This window comes from Xanthomarina sp. F1114 (assembly GCF_026410255.1).
Taxonomy (GTDB): Bacteria; Bacteroidota; Bacteroidia; order Flavobacteriales; family Flavobacteriaceae; genus Xanthomarina.
On sequence record NZ_JAPMLL010000002.1, the window covers coordinates 44,377 to 64,954 of the forward strand.

Annotated in this window: 23 protein-coding genes; 10 read left to right on the forward strand and 13 right to left on the reverse strand. The window is 33.2% G+C overall.

Annotated elements, in window-relative coordinates; genetic code table 11:
• Window positions 1-196 precede the first annotated feature (196 nt).
• From OS188_RS01530 to xrtF, 6 genes are all read right to left on the reverse strand, one after another.
• Window positions 197-553 carry a heavy-metal-associated domain-containing protein gene (locus tag OS188_RS01530; protein ID WP_267147051.1) on the reverse strand — a complete coding sequence of 119 codons (357 nt, stop codon included), beginning with the start codon at window positions 551-553 and terminating at the stop codon, window positions 197-199.
• A gap of 29 nt (window positions 554-582) precedes the next feature.
• The gene (locus OS188_RS01535) at window positions 583-2,820 is read right to left on the reverse strand and encodes a TonB-dependent receptor (protein ID WP_267147052.1); all 2,238 of its coding nucleotides are present in this window, start codon (window positions 2,818-2,820) and stop codon (window positions 583-585) included.
• Window positions 2,817-2,999 carry a hypothetical protein gene (locus OS188_RS01540; RefSeq protein ID WP_267147053.1) on the reverse strand — a complete coding sequence of 61 codons (183 nt, stop codon included), beginning with the start codon at window positions 2,997-2,999 and terminating at the stop codon, window positions 2,817-2,819. Before OS188_RS01540 ends, OS188_RS01535 begins: the two co-directional genes overlap by 4 nt.
• Window positions 3,000-3,128: 129 nt before the next feature.
• A complete protein-coding gene (locus OS188_RS01545) occupies window positions 3,129-3,542 on the reverse strand; it encodes an HYC_CC_PP family protein (protein WP_267147054.1) in 414 nt (137 codons plus the stop codon).
• 112 nt (window positions 3,543-3,654) lie between these two features.
• Window positions 3,655-4,083, reverse strand: a complete 429-nt coding sequence (locus OS188_RS01550; RefSeq protein WP_267147055.1) for an exosortase F system-associated membrane protein — start codon at window positions 4,081-4,083, stop codon at window positions 3,655-3,657.
• Complete coding sequence (gene xrtF, locus OS188_RS01555) at window positions 4,076-4,627, reverse strand: exosortase family protein XrtF (protein ID WP_267147056.1); 552 nt, start codon at window positions 4,625-4,627, stop codon at window positions 4,076-4,078. Before xrtF ends, OS188_RS01550 begins: the two co-directional genes overlap by 8 nt.
• Before the next feature lie 91 nt (window positions 4,628-4,718).
• On the opposite strand from xrtF, the gene OS188_RS01560 reads away from it, so the two are divergent.
• The 7 genes from OS188_RS01560 to rodA all read left to right on the forward strand — a co-directional run bounded on the left by OS188_RS01560 (window position 4,719) and on the right by rodA (window position 12,582).
• Complete coding sequence (locus OS188_RS01560; protein ID WP_267147057.1) at window positions 4,719-5,174, forward strand: XrtF-associated fRMsr-like GAF protein; 456 nt, start codon at window positions 4,719-4,721, stop codon at window positions 5,172-5,174.
• 168 nt (window positions 5,175-5,342) lie between these two features.
• Entirely contained in the window at window positions 5,343-6,875 is a 1,533-nt protein-coding gene (gene purH / locus OS188_RS01565) for a bifunctional phosphoribosylaminoimidazolecarboxamide formyltransferase/IMP cyclohydrolase (protein WP_267147058.1), read from the forward strand.
• Between the two features lie 216 nt (window positions 6,876-7,091).
• Window positions 7,092-8,120, forward strand: coding sequence for a rod shape-determining protein (locus tag OS188_RS01570; protein ID WP_267147059.1), 1,029 nt, complete (start codon window positions 7,092-7,094; stop codon window positions 8,118-8,120).
• Window positions 8,121-8,128: 8 nt separating this feature from the next.
• Complete coding sequence (gene mreC, locus OS188_RS01575; RefSeq protein WP_267147060.1) at window positions 8,129-8,950, forward strand: rod shape-determining protein MreC; 822 nt, start codon at window positions 8,129-8,131, stop codon at window positions 8,948-8,950.
• Window positions 8,943-9,446: a rod shape-determining protein MreD gene (locus tag OS188_RS01580; protein WP_267147061.1), complete on the forward strand. Its 504-nt coding sequence runs from the start codon at window positions 8,943-8,945 to the stop codon at window positions 9,444-9,446. Before mreC ends, OS188_RS01580 begins: the two co-directional genes overlap by 8 nt.
• Window positions 9,446-11,305, forward strand: coding sequence for a penicillin-binding protein 2 (mrdA, locus tag OS188_RS01585; RefSeq protein ID WP_267147062.1), 1,860 nt, complete (start codon window positions 9,446-9,448; stop codon window positions 11,303-11,305). The genes OS188_RS01580 and mrdA overlap by 1 nt, the downstream gene beginning before the upstream one ends.
• Window positions 11,305-12,582, forward strand: a complete 1,278-nt coding sequence (rodA, locus tag OS188_RS01590) for a rod shape-determining protein RodA (RefSeq protein ID WP_267147063.1) — start codon at window positions 11,305-11,307, stop codon at window positions 12,580-12,582. The genes mrdA and rodA overlap by 1 nt, the downstream gene beginning before the upstream one ends.
• A 24-nt stretch (window positions 12,583-12,606) precedes the next feature.
• Here rodA and OS188_RS01595 read toward each other — a convergent pair whose 3' ends face one another.
• On the reverse strand, window positions 12,607-12,738 hold the full coding sequence (locus OS188_RS01595) for a hypothetical protein (protein ID WP_267147064.1): 132 nt from the start codon (window positions 12,736-12,738) through the stop codon (window positions 12,607-12,609).
• Between the two features lie 418 nt (window positions 12,739-13,156).
• Between OS188_RS01595 and OS188_RS01600 the strand changes: the two genes are divergently transcribed.
• Window positions 13,157-13,732, forward strand: a complete 576-nt coding sequence (locus OS188_RS01600) for a DUF4136 domain-containing protein (protein WP_267147065.1) — start codon at window positions 13,157-13,159, stop codon at window positions 13,730-13,732.
• Between the two features lie 56 nt (window positions 13,733-13,788).
• Here OS188_RS01600 and OS188_RS01605 read toward each other — a convergent pair whose 3' ends face one another.
• Together OS188_RS01605 and OS188_RS01610 are read right to left on the reverse strand one after the other, a co-directional pair.
• Window positions 13,789-15,135 carry a BatD family protein gene (locus OS188_RS01605; RefSeq protein ID WP_267147066.1) on the reverse strand — a complete coding sequence of 449 codons (1,347 nt, stop codon included), beginning with the start codon at window positions 15,133-15,135 and terminating at the stop codon, window positions 13,789-13,791.
• Entirely contained in the window at window positions 15,129-16,178 is a 1,050-nt protein-coding gene (locus tag OS188_RS01610) for a tetratricopeptide repeat protein (protein WP_267147067.1), read from the reverse strand. The genes OS188_RS01605 and OS188_RS01610 overlap by 7 nt, the downstream gene beginning before the upstream one ends.
• A gap of 85 nt (window positions 16,179-16,263) precedes the next feature.
• On the opposite strand from OS188_RS01610, the gene OS188_RS01615 reads away from it, so the two are divergent.
• Together OS188_RS01615 and OS188_RS01620 are read left to right on the forward strand one after the other, a co-directional pair.
• Window positions 16,264-16,545, forward strand: a complete 282-nt coding sequence (locus tag OS188_RS01615; protein WP_241836877.1) for a transposase — start codon at window positions 16,264-16,266, stop codon at window positions 16,543-16,545.
• Entirely contained in the window at window positions 16,503-17,426 is a 924-nt protein-coding gene (locus OS188_RS01620) for an IS3 family transposase (protein ID WP_267147261.1), read from the forward strand. The genes OS188_RS01615 and OS188_RS01620 overlap by 43 nt, the downstream gene beginning before the upstream one ends.
• Here the strand turns inward: OS188_RS01620 and OS188_RS01625 are convergent.
• The 4 genes from OS188_RS01625 to OS188_RS01640 are packed head-to-tail and all read right to left on the reverse strand — an operon-like array spanning window position 17,397 to window position 20,560.
• A complete protein-coding gene (locus OS188_RS01625; RefSeq protein WP_267147068.1) occupies window positions 17,397-18,131 on the reverse strand; it encodes a VWA domain-containing protein in 735 nt (244 codons plus the stop codon). The two genes, OS188_RS01620 and OS188_RS01625, sit on opposite strands and share 30 nt — an antisense overlap.
• Window positions 18,131-19,123 (reverse strand): VWA domain-containing protein, encoded by a 993-nt coding sequence (locus OS188_RS01630; protein WP_267147069.1) that lies wholly within the window; start codon window positions 19,121-19,123, stop codon window positions 18,131-18,133. Before OS188_RS01630 ends, OS188_RS01625 begins: the two co-directional genes overlap by 1 nt.
• Window positions 19,116-19,622, reverse strand: coding sequence for a DUF4381 domain-containing protein (locus OS188_RS01635; protein ID WP_267147070.1), 507 nt, complete (start codon window positions 19,620-19,622; stop codon window positions 19,116-19,118). Before OS188_RS01635 ends, OS188_RS01630 begins: the two co-directional genes overlap by 8 nt.
• A 2-nt stretch (window positions 19,623-19,624) precedes the next feature.
• Entirely contained in the window at window positions 19,625-20,560 is a 936-nt protein-coding gene (locus tag OS188_RS01640) for a DUF58 domain-containing protein (RefSeq protein WP_267147071.1), read from the reverse strand.
• Between the last annotated feature and the right edge of the window lie 18 nt (window positions 20,561-20,578).

Below are 20,578 nucleotides of genomic sequence, written 5' to 3' on the forward strand. Positions count from 1 at the left end.
TCATATTATATTTATAATCATATTAAATACACCAGGGCTAAATTTATTTTTAATCTATAACGCATGCCTTTTAAAACTAATACTAATAAAAAAAGTTGAACAATATTAATATTGTTCAACTTTTTTTACAATTTAATCCTTTATTAATCAGCAATCTAATTGAGTTAATATAGGATAATAAGTCCTATTAAAAAGCCTAGTCGTCTTTATGATCATCTACCACTGTTTCATCACGATACTTACAGCAGTCGTGCACACTGTTATATGCCTCTTCTGTTGCTACTACATTTTTAGTATCGTGTCCTACAGCTGCAATATTGTTTTCAATAGTTTTTAAATCGGTTTTACGTTCGTCATAAATTAAACTTAACTCGTGCGTACTAACATTCCACACAGCCGATTTCACACCTTTAGTTTTAATACAAGCTTTTTCAATTCGCTCTTTACACATGTTGCAAACTCCATCTACTTCCATGGTGGCTCTTGCGTTTTTGTCTTGCGAAAAAGCTGTCATGCCAATAAGCATGACTAATAATATTCCTAGTTTTTTCATAATATTTAATTTAGGTTGTTCTTGTTTAATTATTGAATTTTAAATCTTAATCCTGCATAATACGTACTTCCAAATACTGGTCCGTACACAAAAGTAGTATCAAAATATGAACCAAAAGGATCATCTGCTGCTAAAATAGGGTTTTCTTGTCTAACATCTGTAATATTTTCTCCTCCAAAATATATTTCAAATTTAGGAGAAAACACTTTTGTTATTTGAGCATTTAGTGTTCCAACTGTTGGCGAATATTCTGCCACCTGGTATTCTATAGGATTCGTTAAAGTTGAGGAATAACGTTGTTTGCTCAACCAATTATAAGTGGCATCAAACTTCCAGTTAGCTCCATTGGATTTAACATGCGTTTGGTAAGAAGCATTTGCAAACAAACGATGTTGAGGGGTTAACGGGTTTTCTAATTTTCCAGACATATATTCGGTTTTTACATCGTAGAATTTATAAGCCATTCGTACATCGAAATGCGTAAATACATTATAATTAAATTCAAATTGAAAGCTATTTGCATAACTATCTCCTTCTAAATTATAAAAATTAACAGCTTGCGGATTTTCATAATCTACCACCACTTGATTTTGAAAATCGGTTCTATAAAAATCTACAGCCACATCTGCTTTTTTACCAAACAGATTAAAGCCTTGTAAGAAAGAGATTCCATAATTCCATGCTATTTCTGGATCAAGTCCATAAATATCTCCTCCAGAATTCAAAATATTTATAACTCTGGACGTTGCAAACATATTTTGGTTTTCTGTAAAAATATTAGCACTGCGTTTTCCTCTTCCAACAGATGCTTTTAAAGCCGATTTCTCCCAAGGAGTATAACGGGCATGTACTCTTGGCGTTACAAAAACACCGAATAAATTGTGATAATCTACTCTCACGCCTGCTGTAACATTTAGTTTATCTAAATTATCGTAATTATATTCAAAAAAACCACCAAGTGAAGACTCAGTTCGCCCGTATTCCGTGGTGTTTACCAATTCGTTATAATGATCGTAGGAATAACTCAATCCGGTTTTAACCTTATGTCTAGAATCGCTAATAATTGTATTATACACAGCATTTGCATACAAACTATTGTGGACAATATCATAAACATTTAATCCAAAATAGGATTCTTGCTCATGCCAACTAAAAGCAGCCTGTAAACCCATACTTTGATAAGGAATATTTGTATTTACGTAGCCCAATTTAGCTGCTGCTTCAAAACGCTGAGTATCTATTTCACTTCCCCATGCATTGGTAGTAAGTTTATCGGTGTCTGGATCGAAATCTAGTTGTCCAGTTTGTTTCCCATCATTGAGGTATTTCACATTAATAAAACTTACCAGGCCTTTTTCTGGGTTGGTGTATTGCCAACGATTCATTAAATTAATCTGATTATAGATAGGCATATCCATAAAACCATCCTTATTTACATCGTGTTTTTTATTGTGGGTATTTCCATGAATGTACAAACCTGTATCCCATTTATCCGAAACTTTGGTATTTAAATGTGTATTTAGTTCCAGTCTTTCATTGCTGCCTGCATAGACATTTACAAACAGCGGACTATCCGTTTTTGGCTTTACCAATTCAGCATTAATTTGTCCGGCAATACTTTCGTAACCATTTACAACACTCCCACCACCTTTAGTAATTTGGATACTTTCTACCCAGGTCCCAGGAATAAAACTCAACCCATAAGCCTGAGAAGCTCCACGGATGGATGGAATGTTTTCTGTAGTTATTAAAATATACGGACTTGTTAAACCTAACATTTTAATTTGTTTGGTACCAGAAACAGCATCTGCAAAATTGACGTCTATAGATGGATTGGTTTCAAAACTCTCTGAAAGATTACAGCAGGCTGCTTTTAAAAGCTCATCACTACTTATATTCATCACGTTCTGAGACGATAAATAAGATTTAGCTGTTGTTTGCTTTCTGGATTTTACAACTACCTCGTCCAAACTGCTGGTAGGTTCTAGTAAATGATGAATATGATCGGTGTTTTTTACAGTTATTGTATCCGTTTTATATCCAACAAAACTAATAACCAGTTTTTTATAATCGGGTTTATATGGAATGGTGAATTTTCCATCAAAATCGGTTACGGTTCCAACAGTTGTATCTAACCAATATACGTTAGCTCCTGTTACAGGAATATGTTTATTTGCTTCGTTTACTTCCATAATCATTCCTTTAATTTTATCTTGAGAAAAAGATAAAACAGGAAGAAAAGCTAATAATATGGCTATTTTTCTCATAACTGAACAGTATTAATCGCTACCGTTAACATGATGATGTTTGCAATAAGCCTAGTTTTTGGAATAGTATATGAACCTAATTCGGTCTTAAAATGTTTATTTAACTTCAGGAAATTGTCTATAACTGCTTCTTTATAATTATTACAGGTAACACCTGCAACGTGATATTTACTTGTCATTATTAAATTTATATTTGATGAAAAATTATTTTACATTTCCGCAAGGACGAAAACCGTCACGAAAATCGTCAGAAATTCTCTTGCCATCTGTAGTCAGAAAAGCTCGAGAGAATAAAAACAATCTATGTATCAAATTATAAATACCTGATCGCGCAGATGTATATTGGCAATCAGTTTAGGGGGAGTATAATGTTTAAAAGGGATAATCTGTTCTGCTAACCCTTCAAAAAGATTTAAATAAGAATAGACAAAAGTACTAAGAAATAATTGTTGCTCGAATTGCAAGTCTTCAAAAGAAGCCTTTTTAAGTTGGTCTTGTCCTTTTAGAACCTCAACTTCGTCTTTACAACAAGATATTTTTTCTTTATAATTATCTGTTATAGCTTCCATATCCATCCCACAATTACTGGCATTGCTAAAGATGGCAACATCAATTAAATTTTCGCCACAATAGTGTTTTTCAACCGTAAAAGACATGGTTGAAAACAACACCAAGCAAGCTAAAGCTGATGATAGAATTTTATGTAAAATGGCTTTTATCATTTTATTTATAAGTGACAAATCTACAAAAAAAGCAATTGAAAATATGAAGTTTAAACCAGGTTTAACACTTGTTCAAAATAAACTTAAAAATTACGAGCCTATTTAATTAACACTACAAACGCTGTTTGTGGTAATAAAAAGCAGGAATAAGCAGCAAAGCAATTAATGGCTGAATTAAAAATCTACGTGAATTAAAAAACAGGTAGTAATCTTCTTGTTTCGGGTTTATTACAAAATAGAGAAATAAGGACATAAACACGACATAAGCCACGGTATAAATAAGGACTGAAAATTTAATAATACTCTTATCTTTAAACAGTACGAATAAGATGGCTAAAGAAATTACGGTATTTAACACATAACGCAGCGTTGTATAGGCTGCTAATTTAAACACTTCCCGTCTTGGGGAATCTATATATAAATAATCGTTTTTAAAGAATGTCAAATATGGATCGTAGAAAAGTTGTTCTTCAAAAACCCTGATTAGCACTAATAAACAAACTAAAACAAAAAATGATATGTACTTAAATAACTTATTCATTCTTTTTCGCGCTATTAGAAAACCTATTCACCCAAAACAGCCAAAGCAAACAAACCATTCCGTAAATAATGGCGGGAAAAATAACCGTATGTAAAATATCTTTTCTCCATGGATAATGATACAAGCCTACCGCTAGAATAACTACTCGAACTAAATTAGCAATATATATTAAAACACTTCCTGCCAAAATATAGAAAAACGTAGTTTTAAACTTACCAGCAAAGGCAATAATAAAAGACGTAAATAGAATAATAACGCTTACCGAGTTACAGCCTTCAATAACCCGAGCAACATATTTATTATTAATTATTAGCTTCATAGAATCTTCTTTTGGGTGCGGTAATACCTGCGCATTATACCCCAAAGCTTCTAACAATTCTTTACTTTGTTTGCCCACCAAATTTGTCATATAATCTGGATAATAAGTCCCGCTAGAACCAAATTGCAAATACAATTTATACGAAAAAGTCAAAACAGTATAAACCAAAATAAAGGTCAAAATAAATTTGATAACTGTTCTATATTTTAAAATGAGTTCCTTCAAAAAAAACGAGTTTGATTCCAGCGTTAAACTTATACAAATTAGAAAGGATTTTGCTGCCTTTTTAAATACTTTTGCTAAAAATTTTTAAACAATGAATTTTACATCTTTAAAACCACAAATAGAAACCATAATTTCTCTAACAGAAAAATCGGTTGATGAACGTTTAAAAAACATTTGCGAACTTCTAGAAAAGAACATTCCACATTACAATTGGGTGGGCTTTTATTTTAAAAATGGGGATAAAAACGAATTAAAATTAGGACCGTATGTTGGAGAACCTACAGACCATACCATTATCCCATTTGGGAAAGGTATTTGCGGACAAGTAGCGCTAAGCAACAAGAATTTTGTAGTTCCTGATGTGGCCGCACAAGATAATTATATTGCATGTAGTATAACAGTAAAAGCGGAGATTGTAGTTCCTATTTTTGTTCATGGAGAAAATATTGGACAGATAGATATAGACTCGAATACCCCAGATCCATTTAGCGAAGAAGACGAACGACTATTAGAATTTGTATGTGAGAAAGTTGCAACCATTCTATAGTTGTTGATAACTTTTTATTTAAGTTGAAAAAACTGTTGTTTTTAGCTCTTATATCTAGGTTTTTTTTGATTGAAATCCCTACTTTTGTACGCATTAAAAACAACTTGCATTCTCAGATTTAGAAAAATCAATTTTCCAAAGAATGTCCATGCACACAACACAACTAAAATGAGCAACAACAAAACCATTAAATCGGCTTTAATTTCTGTTTTCAGTAAAGACGGATTAGAACCTATTGTAAAACAATTACACGAACAAAACGTAACAATCTACTCAACAGGAGGAACAGAGAAATTTATTAAAGATTTAGGCATTCCGGTAGTTCCTGTAGAAGATGTTACGTCTTACCCATCTATTCTTGGCGGACGTGTAAAAACTTTACACCCAAAAGTATTTGGTGGAATTTTAAACAGACAAAACAACGAAAGTGATGCAAAAGAACTTATAGATTTTGAAATTCCGCAAATTGATGTCGTGATTGTAGATTTATATCCTTTTGAAAAAACCGTTGCTTCCGGAGCTGACAATCAAGATATAATTGAAAAAATTGATATTGGTGGCATTTCATTAATTCGTGCAGCAGCTAAAAATTATGCCGATGTTATTTGTGTATCTTCAGTGGATGATTATAGCGAATTTTTAGAATTACTTAAAACTAAGAACGGAGAAACTTCTGAAAACGATAGAAAAACCTTTGCAGCGAAAGCGTTTAATATATCTTCACATTACGATTCTGCTATTTTTAATTACTTCAATAAAAATCAAAAACTAACCACTTTAAAAATTAGCGAAACTCAAGGTCAAGTGTTACGTTATGGAGAAAACCCACATCAAAAAGGATTTTTCTTTGGAGACTTCGATGAAATTTTCACTAAACTTCACGGAAAGGAATTAAGCTATAACAATCTATTGGATGTAGATGCTGCCGTTAATTTAATGAACGAATTTAAAGGAGAAGCACCAACTTTTGCTATTTTAAAACATAATAACGCCTGTGGTTTTGCTCAAAGAGACACCATACATCAAGCGTATTTAGATGCTTTAGCTGGAGACCCTGTTTCTGCTTTTGGAGGAGTTTTAATAAGTAATACCGAAATAGATTTAGCAACGGCTCAAGAGATTCATAATTTATTTTGTGAAGTAGTAATTGCACCCGCATTTTCAAAAGAAGCAGAAGAATTACTAAAAGGTAAAAAGAATCGTATTCTATTAGTTTTAAAAGATGTTGAAGTAGCCAAAACTTCTGTTAGAACATGCTTAAACGGAATTTTAGTTCAAGACAAAGATAATATCACAGATAAGCTTTCAGATTTATCTTATGCTACTAACAATAAACCAACAGAAAACGAGTTAGATGACTTAATATTTGCTTCAAAAATTTGTAAGCATACAAAATCGAACACAATTGTTTTAGTAAAAAACAAGCAATTATGTGCCAGTGGAACCGGACAAACCAGTCGTGTAGACGCTTTAAACCAATCCATACACAAAGCCTTGTCTTTTAATTTCAATTTAAAAGGAGCTGTAATGGCGAGCGATGCGTTTTTTCCTTTTCCAGACTGTGTAGAGATTGCAGATAAAGCGGGTATTTCGGCAATTATTCAACCAGGTGGTTCTATTAAAGACCAATTGAGTATTGATTATTGTAACGAAAACAACCTGGCTATGGTATTTACTGGAACAAGACATTTTAAACACTAAATTTCTCACCTAAGTGAGGATTTCAAGTGAAAGTCTTATAAAGTAAATACCTTAGGAAACTTAATATTTTATCCATAAACTGAGGTCAACTTATTTAAATATAAGCATCTCATCGAAAAAACAAGTTTCAAAAAGAAAACCGAAGTTAATTATTGCATAACTTTTATTACATTTACAAGATTTGATTAACAACCCTCAAATAAACGATTAAAGCACATGGGATTTTTTGATTTCCTAACGGAAGAAATTGCCATAGATTTAGGAACTGCAAACACGCTTATTATACATAACGATAAAGTGGTAGTAGACAACCCTTCTATAGTAGCACGAGATAGAGTTTCTGGTAAAATAATTGCTGTTGGTAAAGAAGCCAGCATGATGCAAGGAAAAACCCACGAAAACATAAAAACTATTAGACCATTAAAGGATGGGGTAATTGCAGACTTTGATGCCAGTGAGCAAATGATAAGTATGTTTATTAAAAACATTCCTGCATTAAAAAAGAAATTCTTTACTCCGGCTTTACGTATGGTTATTTGTATTCCATCTGGAATTACAGAGGTAGAAATGCGTGCCGTAAAGGAAAGTGCCGAACGTGTTAATGGAAAAGAGGTTTATTTAATTCATGAACCAATGGCTGCTGCTATTGGTATTGGCGTTGATATTATGCAACCAAAAGGTAACATGATTGTAGATATTGGTGGTGGTACTACCGAAATTGCAGTTTTAGCTTTAGGTGGTATTGTTTGCGATAAATCTGTTAAAATTGCCGGCGATGTTTTTACAAACGATATTATCTATTATATGCGTACACAACATAACTTATATGTTGGAGAACGTACTGCCGAAAAAATAAAAATTCAAATTGGAGCAGCTACTGAAGATTTAGAACTTCCACCAGAAGACATGAGTGTTCAAGGTCGTGATCTATTAACTGGAAAACCTAAACAAGTAAACATCTCTTATCGAGAAATAGCAAAAGCTTTAGATAAATCTATTCTACGTATTGAAGATGCTGTTATGGAAACCTTATCACAAACTCCTCCTGAATTAGCAGCAGACATTTATAATACTGGTATTTATTTAGCTGGTGGTGGTTCTATGTTAAGAGGTTTAGACAAGCGTTTATCTCAAAAAACAGATTTGCCTGTATATATTGCAGAAGATCCATTACGTGCTGTTGTTCGTGGTACAGGAATTACTCTAAAAAACTTACCTAAATACAAAAGCATCTTGATAAAATAGCCTAACACATGCAGCAAATAATAAACTTCATCATAAGAAACAAAAGTTTTTTGTTTTACTTATTGTTGTTTTCAATTGCTTTTGTTTTTACTATTCAATCGCATTCGTATCATAAAAGTAAATTTATAAATTCGGCCAATTCTTTATCAGGAGGTATTTATAGTTCTGTAAATAACGTTAATGAGTATATTCATCTAAGAGCTCAAAACGAATTGCTTCAAGAAGAAAACAATCAATTAAGATCTGTTTTGTTTAATCAGAAAGATTCTCTTCAAACAACTTTTACGGATAGTACGTATTCGGGAATTTCATATAAATTCTCACCTGCTATAGTTATAAAAAACAGCTATTCGTTAAGTAATAATATGCTTTTACTTAACAAGGGAAAAAGAGACAGTATTCAACAAGATTTTGGTGTAATTTCTTCAAAAGGAATTGTAGGCATAGTAGATAATACCAGTAAAAAATACGCAACTGTAATTTCTATTTTAAATACTACAAGTAGAATTAGTGCTCAATTAAAAAAATCTAATCATTTTGGTTCTTTAATATGGAATGGAAAATCGCCACATATTGTACAATTAACCGAAATTCAAAAAATTGCACCTATACAAAAAGGAGATACCATTATTACTTCTGGACGTTCGGCTATTTTTCCTAAAAATATTCCTGTTGGTACTGTAGAAAGCTATCATCTAGATGCTTCAGAAAACTATTATACCATGCAAGTGCGTTTATTTACAGATATGACAAGTTTAGAACATGTGTATATAATTGAGAATAAAGATGTGGAAGAAATCAACGCTCTATTAAACAATCCGCATGAATAGTATAGTTTTAACACATAGCTTTAGATTTATTATCCTTGCCTTACTTCAAGTGCTGGTGTTGAGCCATATTAATTTTTTAGGCTATATCAATCCATATCTATACATTTTATTTATTCTATTATTTCCTTTAAAAAATAATCGAATAATATTTCTATTCTTAAGTTTTTTATTAGGCTTAACTATAGATATGTTTTTAGATTCCGGAGGAGTTCATGCTGCAGCTTCTGTTACCATTGCATATATAAGACCCTTTATCCTAAAATTCTCTTTTGGTGCAGTTTACGATCATCAAACTATGAAGTTTAGCAATGTAGAATTTGGGTCAAAACTCACCTATATTACCATATTAACGGTGGTTCATCATTTTGTGCTGTTTTCATTAGAAATATTTAACTTCTACGAGATAATTTTAATCCTTAAAAACACGTTATTCTCTAGTATATTTACTATTATACTTTGTATTCTAACAACCATTATCTTTAACAGGAGAAAGTAATGCGACAATTTTTACTTTTTATAATAATTATTCTTGTTGGCCTTAGTTTTATAGGCAGACTCTTCTATCTACAGGTTTATAATTCTGAAGAGCATAGTTTGTACGACGATAATGCCATTAGAAAGGTTTACGACTACCCTAAACGTGGGTTTGTTTACGATAGAAATGGAACGCTTTTGGTTTCCAATCAGCCTTCTTACGATGTGATGGTTATTCCTCGTGAAGTAAAACCATTAGATACTTTAGAGTTTTGTACGCTTTTAAAAATAGATAAGGAACAATTTAAAAAAATTTACAAAAGGGCCTATCATTATTCCCCTAGATTACCATCAGTATTTGTAGCTCAACTTTCCAAGGAAGATTACGCTGTACTTCAAGAAAAAATGAGAAAATACGAAGGTTTTTATATTCAAAAACGTTCCTTACGTGATTATCAAACTGGAGTTGGCGCCAATGTTTTGGGGTATATTGCCGAAGCTACACCCTACCAAATAGAAAACAACCCATACTACAATATGGGTGATTTAGTGGGAAAGCAAGGAGTTGAACTCTCTTACGAAGAAGAATTAAGAGGTGTAAAAGGAATTAAATTTATTCAGAAAGACCGCTTTAACAGAGACCTGGGTCCTTATAAAGACGGTATCTACGATACAATTCCACAGCAGGGAAAAGATATTACCATTTCTATTGACTCTAAACTTCAGGAATACGGCGAAAAACTGATGCAAAATAAACGTGGAGGTATTGTTGCCATAGAACCTGCCACAGGAGAAATTTTAAGTTTAATCTCCGCTCCTACCTATAACCCCAATTTATTGGTAGGAAGAAAACGATCTAGAAATTTTACGAAATTATACAACGATACTTTAAGTCGCCCGTTAATAGATAGAGGTTTGCTACGCATGCACGAACCAGGCTCGCCATTTAAGGTACTTGTAGCTTTAGAAGCGCTTCAAGAAAATGCCATATCGCCAGAAACAACCATTACCTGTAGTGGTGTTTATCACTATGGAAGAAGAGGAACTATGGGTTGTCATTGTGGTGGTGGAAGACGCGATTTAGTGTTAGGAATAGCAAAGTCTTGTAACTCTTATTTTGCAAATGCTTTTAGAAAAAGTATCGATAAATATCCAGACGCTCGCAAGGGTGTAAATGTATGGAGTGATCATATGAAAAGCTTTGGCTTAGGAAATTTCCTTGGCTACGATTTACCCATCGGGAAAAAAGGAAATATTCCAGATGCGGACTATTATGATAAATGGTATCCAGATTTTAAATGGGGCTCTACAACCATTATTTCTAATTCTATTGGTCAAGGTGAAGTTTTAGTTACACCTATTCAATTAGCAAATGTAACAGCTGCAATTGCCAATAGAGGTTACTACTACACGCCTCATATTATAAAAGACATAAAAGGAGATACTATAAGTAAAAAATATACCACCAAAAACCATACAACTATAGAACCTAGACATTTCGAGCCTATTATTGAAGGACTATATGATGTATACGAACATGGAACCGCAAGATTTTTACAAGTTCCAGATATTGAAATTTGTGGTAAAACAGGAACGTCAGAAAACTTTACAATAATTGATGGTAAAAGAACCCAATTAACAGATCATTCCATTTTTGTTGCTTTTGCTCCAAAAGATAATCCTACAATTGCTATAGCCGTGTTTGTAGAAAATGGATATTACGGTTCGCGTTGGGCTGGAAGAATAGCAAGTTTAATGATAGAAAAGTATATCAAAGGAGAAGTTACGTTAAAACAAATGGAAAAACTTGTATTAGAAAAAAGCTTAGAAGATGAGTATGCTAAACCATATTCTGGCAAACCATTTACCATAAATAGATAATGTATAGAGATACTAATAAATATTTTCAATTCGACTGGCTTACCATCATCCTCTTTTTACTTTTGGTAGGTTTTGGCTGGCTAAATATATTATCGGCTTCTCATGTTGGTGAGAGTTTTGATTACTTTAATTTAAATCAGCCCTACGGTAAACAGTCTGTATTTATTCTCTTAACCTTTGGTTTAATTATCCTTATTTTATCTATTGAATCTAAATTTTACGAACGCTTTTCTAGCGTTATCTACATAGTCTCCATGCTATCCATGGTGGGATTATTCTTTTTTGGAAAAAATGTAAATGGAGCAACAGCCTGGTACGGAATTGGAGGAATGACTTTACAGCCCAGTGAATTTGCAAAAGCAGCTACTGCATTAGCTCTAGCTAAGTTTTTAAGCGATTTAAATACCGATTTAAAATACTTTAAAGATCAGGTTAAAGCTTTAATAATTATTGCTATTCCTGCCGTTTTGGTCGTACTTCAAAACGATACTGGAAGTGCATTGGTTTACGCAGCATTCTTCTTTGTGTTCTACAGAGAGGGCTTACCTAAAATATATTTAATTATAGGGGTTTTACTAGCTTCAATATCTATAAGTTCTTTGAAATTTGATGATATTTCAACAAGTATTGTTATAAGCCTTGTTATTCTAACCTATCACTTCACACGGCGTAAAAAACCAGCTATTATAAAAACTGTATTTGCCATATTAGCTTGTGTAATTTTAAGCTCAGGTGTAGAATTTCTGTATGATAATATTCTTCAAGCCCATCAAAAAGATAGAATTAGTCTTTGGTTACGCATAGAAAAAGACCCTGCTAAAATTGCTGAAATGCGCCGGGATATTTTATACAATCTCTACGAGTCTGAAAAAGCTATTAGCTCTGGAGGTTTAACAGGAAAAGGCTTCTTACAAGGTACAAGAACAACAGGTAAATTCGTTCCAGAACAACATACAGATTATATTTTTAGTACAGTTGGAGAAGAATGGGGATTTGCCGGAACGACCTTTGTAGTCATACTTTTTGTATTATTATTATTACGGATCTTACATCTAGCCGAGTTACAAAAATCACAATTTAGTAGGGTTTATGGCTATAGTGTGGCCTCCATTCTATTCTTTCATTTTTTAATTAATATAGGCATGGTTATGGGCTTAATTCCTACTATAGGCATTCCACTACCCTTCTTTAGTTATGGTGGCTCTGGACTATGGGGTTTTACTATTCTGCTCTTTATCTTTATAAAACTGGATTCTAATAGAATCAATGAGTGGTAAATTACCCAAATCTTTAATAAGGTTTTATAAAGAAGTAATATACGCCTCTAAACCAACCCCTTTCTTAATAGCCAGTTTTTTTCTTAGTCTATAGCGTTTCTTTTTAAGTCCATCTTTAGAGATATGCAGCACAGCACAAAAATTGTTAGGAGACATATTAATTTTTAAATAAGCACAAAATCTAATGTCGATTTTATTATAAACAGCGAACCACAATATTCTATCTATGTAGAAGGTGTGCAACCTGTTTTTCAAGTTCTGAATGGCATTAATTTACTGTTTATGAAGTAAAATTGTATGTATTCAAAGAACTATTACTCTCAAAACAGTTCTTTTTGTTTCCTAAATTTATTTTAATCTAAAATGAAATATAATTTAAAAAACCCTTCTAATTATAAAAGCTCAAAATGGTCAGAATTTGTTTTAACTATATTAATACCTAAGTCTTAAAATATGTGCGTATTACTTAACTACATAAAAAACGCAAAATAATTACTAATTTAAAATTCATTATTTCGTACTTTTAATGTAACGTTTACTAAAAACGAATTATATTATAATTAAAAAAGAAATTATGAAAACACTATTTAAAACCCTTAGCATTCTATTTGCTACCCTTATGTTTACTGCAAATGCTCATGCACAAGTTAAAAGCGATTACGACAAAAACACGGATTTTTCTAAATATAAAACCATTTCTTTTAAAGGATGGCAAGAAGACAGCGATAAAAAATTAACCGATTTCGATAAAAAAAGGATTACAGATGCCTTGACTTCAGAATTCTCAAAACGAGGTGTTACCCTAGTTGAAAGTGATGCCGATGCAGCAATAACGCTTTATATTGTAGTAAACAAAAAAACCAGCACAACTGCTTATACCACTTTTAATGGAGGTATGGGCTACAGAGGTCGATGGGGCTGGGGAATGGGAGCCGGAATGGGAATGGGTGCAGCTTCAACTACCTATAACAATAGCGATTACTTAGAAGGCACTTTCGTGGTAGATATGTACGACACCAACAACAAAAATCTTATATGGCAAGGCGTTATAACTTCCGAAGTAAACGAAAAACCTAAAAAAAGAAAAAAATCTACACCAAGAAAAATAGCTAAACTCATGAAGTCTTACCCTGTTAAACTTAAGAAATAATATTTAAAACAGCCAATATAAAAAACGACTAAAATAAATTTAGTCGTTTTTTGTTTTTAACCTGTTGGGTTTAACCAATCCGTATCTAATTTTGCCTTACTTTTTTCTTCCAAGGTTTCAAAGTACTGTTTCCTGGAAGCTTTTAAGGCAGATAAAAGCGCACTAGAATTACTTAATGCTGGTCTTTCATTTTGAAATAAATTTGCCATTAGCTGACTGTATTCCCTTTTTAAATCTTCGGTGCCGTAGGTCTTTAAAAAATAATCAAAACTCTGCTCCTCGAGATCTAAATGCAACATCCATTTTGTAAGCTGTTCTAAAAATCCTCGCGCATTTTTTTGTCTTAAAGCACGTGTTACCTTGGTAAATAAATATTTTTCTGAATGCAAATAAGCTTGATACTTCTTTTTACTAAACGGGATAAACCATTTCAATAATTTAATCAGTACATAAATTGCAAGCAATCCAAAAATAACCAGCAGCAAAAACCGTTTAGGCGTCATCCCTAAAATTAAAAATGGTTTATCTTCAGCTACTTCTGGCTCTGTTGTTTCTGCTTCTAATTGTTTTTTAATACTGGCTAACATTTCCAAATCTGCGTTTGGCGCTACTTGTATAACTGTGGAATCAATTGTTTTTTTATAAAAGCGTTTGTTATAATAATTCCAATACACAAATTCAATTTTTGGTAATACCACTTCGCCTTCTTTTTCAAAAAGGTAATTAGCCATTTCCACCCGACTAGCAGAAACTGCTGTTTTAGACTTATGGGTATTGGTTTTAGGTCGGGTATTATAAATACTTACTCCTGGCACAGAATCCCATGTAACGGCTGGAATAAATTCTGAAAGTGTTCCAGCTGCAGAACGGGTAATAGTTCTTTGTAAAACATCTCCAACCTTAACATTTTTAAGAGAGGTATTCCATCTTTCAGTAATATTAAGCGAACTGGACACCAACCAATTATTTGGATCATAACCTACTGGTACATCATTAACTTGAATAGATTTTGGCTTGGTATGTATGGTATGTTTAATGCCTTTATAACCTCCAGGTTTAGGAGATTCTACATGAATAGTCAGTTCAGGAACAGTAATCTTCCCTGCCCTAGTTGGAAATACATTATAAATAAAATCTACTCCCGAAAATTGTTTCCCACTAAAGGTTCTCGAATTAGAAACCGAACGAAAATAAACGGTTAAAGCACCTTCCACCTGAATATTTCCAACATCAATCCCTGTGGTAAACCAAGTATTAGAATATACCGAAACTGTCATCTGTACGGGTTGACCTATATAAGCGGTATCGTGGTTTAGCGAAACATAACTAATAAGTTGTTGCCCATAAGTTTGAACACTTATAGCAAACATCACAAAAACGATATATTTTAATTTGCCTACCATTCGTTAGGTGTTTTTTCTGCTTCTACCTGTTTTTTCTTTATCTGATATTTAAACTTTTTTGTTAAAAACAAAGCGGGATCATCATCGACTTTTCGCATTAATACGTTTTTTGGAACGCCTCCTTCTCCAGCTTTAAAATCGTCTGGTAATTCATCTAATTCTTTTCCTTTGCGTTTATCAGTTGTGGTTTCTTCTTCCAAACGTTTTTTCTCCATATCCTTTTTGGTGGCTTCCTGCCCTCCACCACTTAAGTCTTCCTGAGATGTATTCTTCTCGTTCTTAGCATTGGGTTTTTCTTCATTTAATTGCGCATCCTCAGGCATAGAGCTTTCCATACTGGAGATAGCTTGCTTTATCTCATTTAAATTATTTTGAGCCTCTTCAAAATTCGGGTCTCTCTCTACCAAAGATTCAAAAACCTCTTGAGACTTTTCAAGGTTCCCCAATTTGGCATAGGTCAATCCTAAATTATATAAACCCACATTAGAACTGTCTTTTTCGAAAGCAGTTTTGGCACTCAAATAATCACCTTGTTTAAAATAGGATACACCTTGATGCAACGGGTCTTCATATAATTTGGCTGCAGACGCATAATCGCCTGCATCAAAAGCTTGTTGTCCTTGATACCCTTTTGTGTACCATAAATCTTTAAAACTAGTCTTATCTGTTACCTCATCATCAGAAGCTTTGGTACATGAGGAAAAACTTATCAAAAACAATACACTATAAATAGCCCAGCCTTTTCTAAAACTGAAAGCAAATAATATTAAAACCGGAATAATAAGCCAGAAGCCATTGTCTTGCCAATTCTCTTCATCGTCTTTAGGTTTTTCTTCAAAAACCAGATGTTTGCTAATATCTTCAGCTAATAATCTCACGTCGCTATTGTCTAAAGACATATCTAAAACATGTACGTTTTCAATACTTTTTAAATTGTCTGCTACGGCTTGATTACGTTGTGAACTAACAACCTTTCCTTTATTTTTTAAGGGAATTTTATGGTTGTAAAATGAAGGGATCGTTCCGCCAGACATGGTTGCCATAGGATACACGTTTAAAACCACATTGTTGGAGTGTCTATATTTGTTGTGACAACTTAATTAAGCCCTAAATGATTAAATTTAACATATGGCAAGAAAACATGAAAACGATTTTAAGGTTCTAATCGTAGAATTAGTAAAATCAGGTAGACCAATTAAAGAGGTATGTACTGAGTACGATCTAAATGACAGTATGGTTAGGCGATGGAGAAGAGAATACGAAGCTAAATCAGGTGACTTTACTAAGAAAAAGGAGTTGTCTCAAGAAGAAATAGAATTGAAGGCCTTGAAAAAGGAGCTTCGAGAAATAACCATGGAACGCGATATATTAAAAAAGGCAGTAAGCATCTTCTCCAAGAACGACAGGTAAGGTATCAATTTATTTCAAATAACATTGATAACTATACAGTCGAGAGGATGTGTAAATGCATGGAAGTTAGTAGAAACGCTTATTATAATTGGGAAAAAACAAAAGATCAGATTCTTGAGAAAGCATCTCGTGTTCTATTGAAAGAACACATACGCTTGATTTTTAATAAAAGCAGACAAATCTATGGTAGTTATAGAATTCAAAAAGCGCTGGAGAGAGAAAAGCTTTTCTATAGTCGTTCATATATAGCCATATTAATGAAAGAAATGGGTTTGAAGAGTGTTTTAAGAAGAAGGCACAAAATAACAACGGACTCCAATCATTCATTTGGGATTTCAGAAAACAAGCTAAATAGGGAGTTTGATAGCTCGAAACTTGGGCAGAAATGGGTCTCTGACATAACATACATTAGAGTTAACAATGATTGGAACTACTTAACGACAATAATAGATTTGGCTGATAGGAAAGTCATAGGTTGGTCATTAAGTGAGGATATGACCACCGAAAATACGATTATCAAAGCATGGCTTCACGCTAGATCAAGCAGAACTATTAGTCCTGGGCTTATTTTTCATTCGGATCGTGGAGTACAATATGCATGTAATAAAATGGTTAACCTCTTTTCTTTCAACAAAAAAGTTGTCCAGAGCATGAGTAGAAAAGGAAATTGCTGGGACAATGCTGTGGCTGAGAGCTTTTTTAAAACAATTAAAAATGAATGGTTATACCGTTTTAAATACACCACTTACTCCCAATTGCATAGTTCTGTAGAAGATTATATAAATTGGTATAATAATGAAAGACTACATTCATCTCTAGGGTATATTTCCCCTCTAGAAATGGAAATTAAATTAAGAGGGAAAACTAATAAAGTGGCTTAAAAAAAATGTCACAAAATTAGTAGGAATTCCATTGTTCTGCTGCATAAAAGCACTGACTTTCTGAGTTTCCAAACCCTCTAAGTCGTCCGTAAATAAGAGGATTTTACCTTCAGCTTGATTATCCACAAATAGACTGTCCAAATTTGTAAACAGATTATCGAAGCCTGTGCCTCGTTTGGGCATCATACTAGGTTTTAAACCGTCTAAATGATCTAAAATAATTTTATAATCGGTTGTAAATGGCACTACCGTATGGGTAGAAGCTGCAAACACCTGAAGTGCTGTTTCTGCTCTGGGATTGGCCTCTAGAAAATCCTGTATTTTAAATTTAGCACGTTCCAAACGGGTTGGAGACACATCTGTAGCCATCATACTTTGAGATAAGTCTAAAGCAATAACTAGCTGCGATTCCAACTTTTTTGTAGGTTGTTTTACTTCTTCCCAGGTAGGACCTAAAAAACCTATAAAAGCAATTCCAAATAGTAAAAACAAGGATAAATGAATCATTCTTGATTTCCAAGACGTTCCTTTCTGAATAACATAGGGCCTTAAGTGTTTTGCAATATGTTTTTTCCAACTTGATTTTTCTGAATACACCAAGACACCCAAAAGTAAGATAATAGCCAAAGGAATAGCCAACCACATATATTCTGGTCTTAAAAAATGGAATTTCTCCCAATCGATATGTTTTAATTGCTCTATCATCAATCTCGCCTAAAACGTTTAAACAGTAAGATTAAATTATTCATCAAAACAATAAAAGCCGCTAAAGCCAAAGCTGCTCCCAACGGAATGTAGTATAATAAGGTTTTGGGTATAAAGCTCTCTTCTTCATATTCTATAGGTTCTAGAGTATCTAATTCGGTATAAATATTTTCTAACCCTTTGGTGTCTTTTGCTCTAAAGTATTTTCCCCCAGTCATCTCTGAAATTTCCTGTAGCGTGCGTTCATCTAAATCAGAAGATGAACTTCCTGGATCACCTATTCCAATAGTATAAATTACGGTCGAATCTTTTTTAGCCAGATTAGCTGCATCTAAAGGTAAAATAGCTTCTCCACTATCCACACCATCGGTTAAAAGTAACATGACTTTGCTTTGGATAGTATCTCTTTGAAACAAGTCCATCCCTTTAACTATGGCTTTTCCAATGTTGGTCATTTGTCCAGCCATGCCAACATCGGCTTCATCCAGCATGGTTTGAATGGTTTTTAAATCGGACGTAAAAGGCGCTTGTATATAAGCGTTACTTCCGAAGAAAACCAAGCCCATTCTATCACTTTTTCGATTTCCAATAAATTCGTGCATGATGTCCTTTACGGCCGCCCAGCGCGTGACGCGTTTACCATCCAAAACCCAATCGGTATTAGCCATACTAAAACTAATATCGGCTACTATTAAAAAATTCCTCGCTGTTTTAATCTTTTTTTCTGGTTTGCCTACTAATTCTGGGGAAGCTAAAGCTATGAGCAACAATAGCCAGATTGTATACATAAGAATCCAACTAAACCAATTTCTTTTTTTTATATAGGATGCTCTCTTTGGTTTTTGATTGGTGACTTCTGCAGCCCGATGAAAATAAGGAAATTTTAGGGCAGTACTTCTGTTTTTTATAGGTGGTAACAACCAATAAATTATGAGTGGCAACGGAATTAAAAGTGCCACTAATGGATATGCAAATTGAAAATTATCAGGCATGATGTTTAATCCATTTTAGTGACATTTGAAAAAATGCTTCTTTATTAAAATTCGTATTATTAAAAGTTTCTTTATATACAGCATTAGCAATGTCTTCCTTATAGGTTTTAAAATGACTACCTCTAACCTCAGCATCTAAAAATTCCAACCAGGCATCGCCTTCTAAAGAAGCCACTTTTTCACGTTGATAAGACTGTAAAGCTGTACGTTTTAAAATAAAAACACATTTGGTAATAAACAGCATTTCCGGAAGTTTAGGATCTTGCTTTAAAGTCTTTATTTCAGCAACAGCATCGCGTCTGTATTGATTGTGCTTGTATTTTAAATAAAGTCTATAAATACCGTAAAGAATCAGTACGCCTAAAATAACAAATACTACTTTCCAACCTATGGTATTAAAAGAAAAAGCAATAGGATCTGGTTCCATGATGTTCCCCAATTCTAATGGAGCAACTTCCGGATCTTGAATTAAAGCGATATGTGCTAAATAAAAACTCAAATTTAACGGGATTTATATCTGGTGAATAATTGAACCAATTGGTCTTCTAATTTATCGACCGTGTTAATTTTAAAAAGTGTGATATTATATTTTTCTACCGAAGCCTTAAACTCCTGGTAATTATCTTCATAATCTGATGCTAGTTTTGAAATAACCTTTTTATTTTTTCCATTTATCTGAAGCTGATGGAAAATATTGCTCAAGGTCATTTTTTCCATTGGTAATTTGGATTCCATGGGGTCCTCAATTTTAACTAAAATCACATCGTTATGCTCTGAAATTTCACTTAAATATTTTATGGTTTGCGGGTTATACCGATAAAAATCGCTAATAATAACAACTAAATAGTCATGTGTAATAATGTTCCGAAGTTTGCCTGCCATCTGATTTAAAGCATCGGAAAAATCAAAATTTTCATGCTGATAAATGGTTTTATTGGCATCGACAATTTTCTGGAAAAATTGTAAAATATTTCTTCGGTCACGTTTGGGCGTTATAAGGTCGTAATCTTTTCCCTTAAAGACCATGCCTCCTATTCTATCGCCTCCTTTTAAAATTTTATAGCCTATAATTGCAGCTAATTCTCCTGCTACAACCGCTTTAGTTTTAAGTGTAGAACCAAATCCCATGGTTGCCGATTGATCTACAAATATAAACGCAGGTTTTTCTTTCTCTTCGGTAAAAACCTTGGTATGGGTTTTTCCTGTTTTGGCGGTAACATTCCAATCGATATTTCTAATATCATCGCCTCTTACATAAGGTCTGGACTCTTCAAAATCTAAACCCCTTCCTCGTAGTTTTGAACTGTAACGTCCAGATAAAATACTATTGGATTTCTGACTTCCTACTTTAAAATTTAAAACGGTATTTAGCCACTCAAACTTTAAAAGGTGCTCGAGTGTTAAAAACATATTGGTATTTTCAATAGGTTTTTTCATGAAACAGGTCTAAGAAAT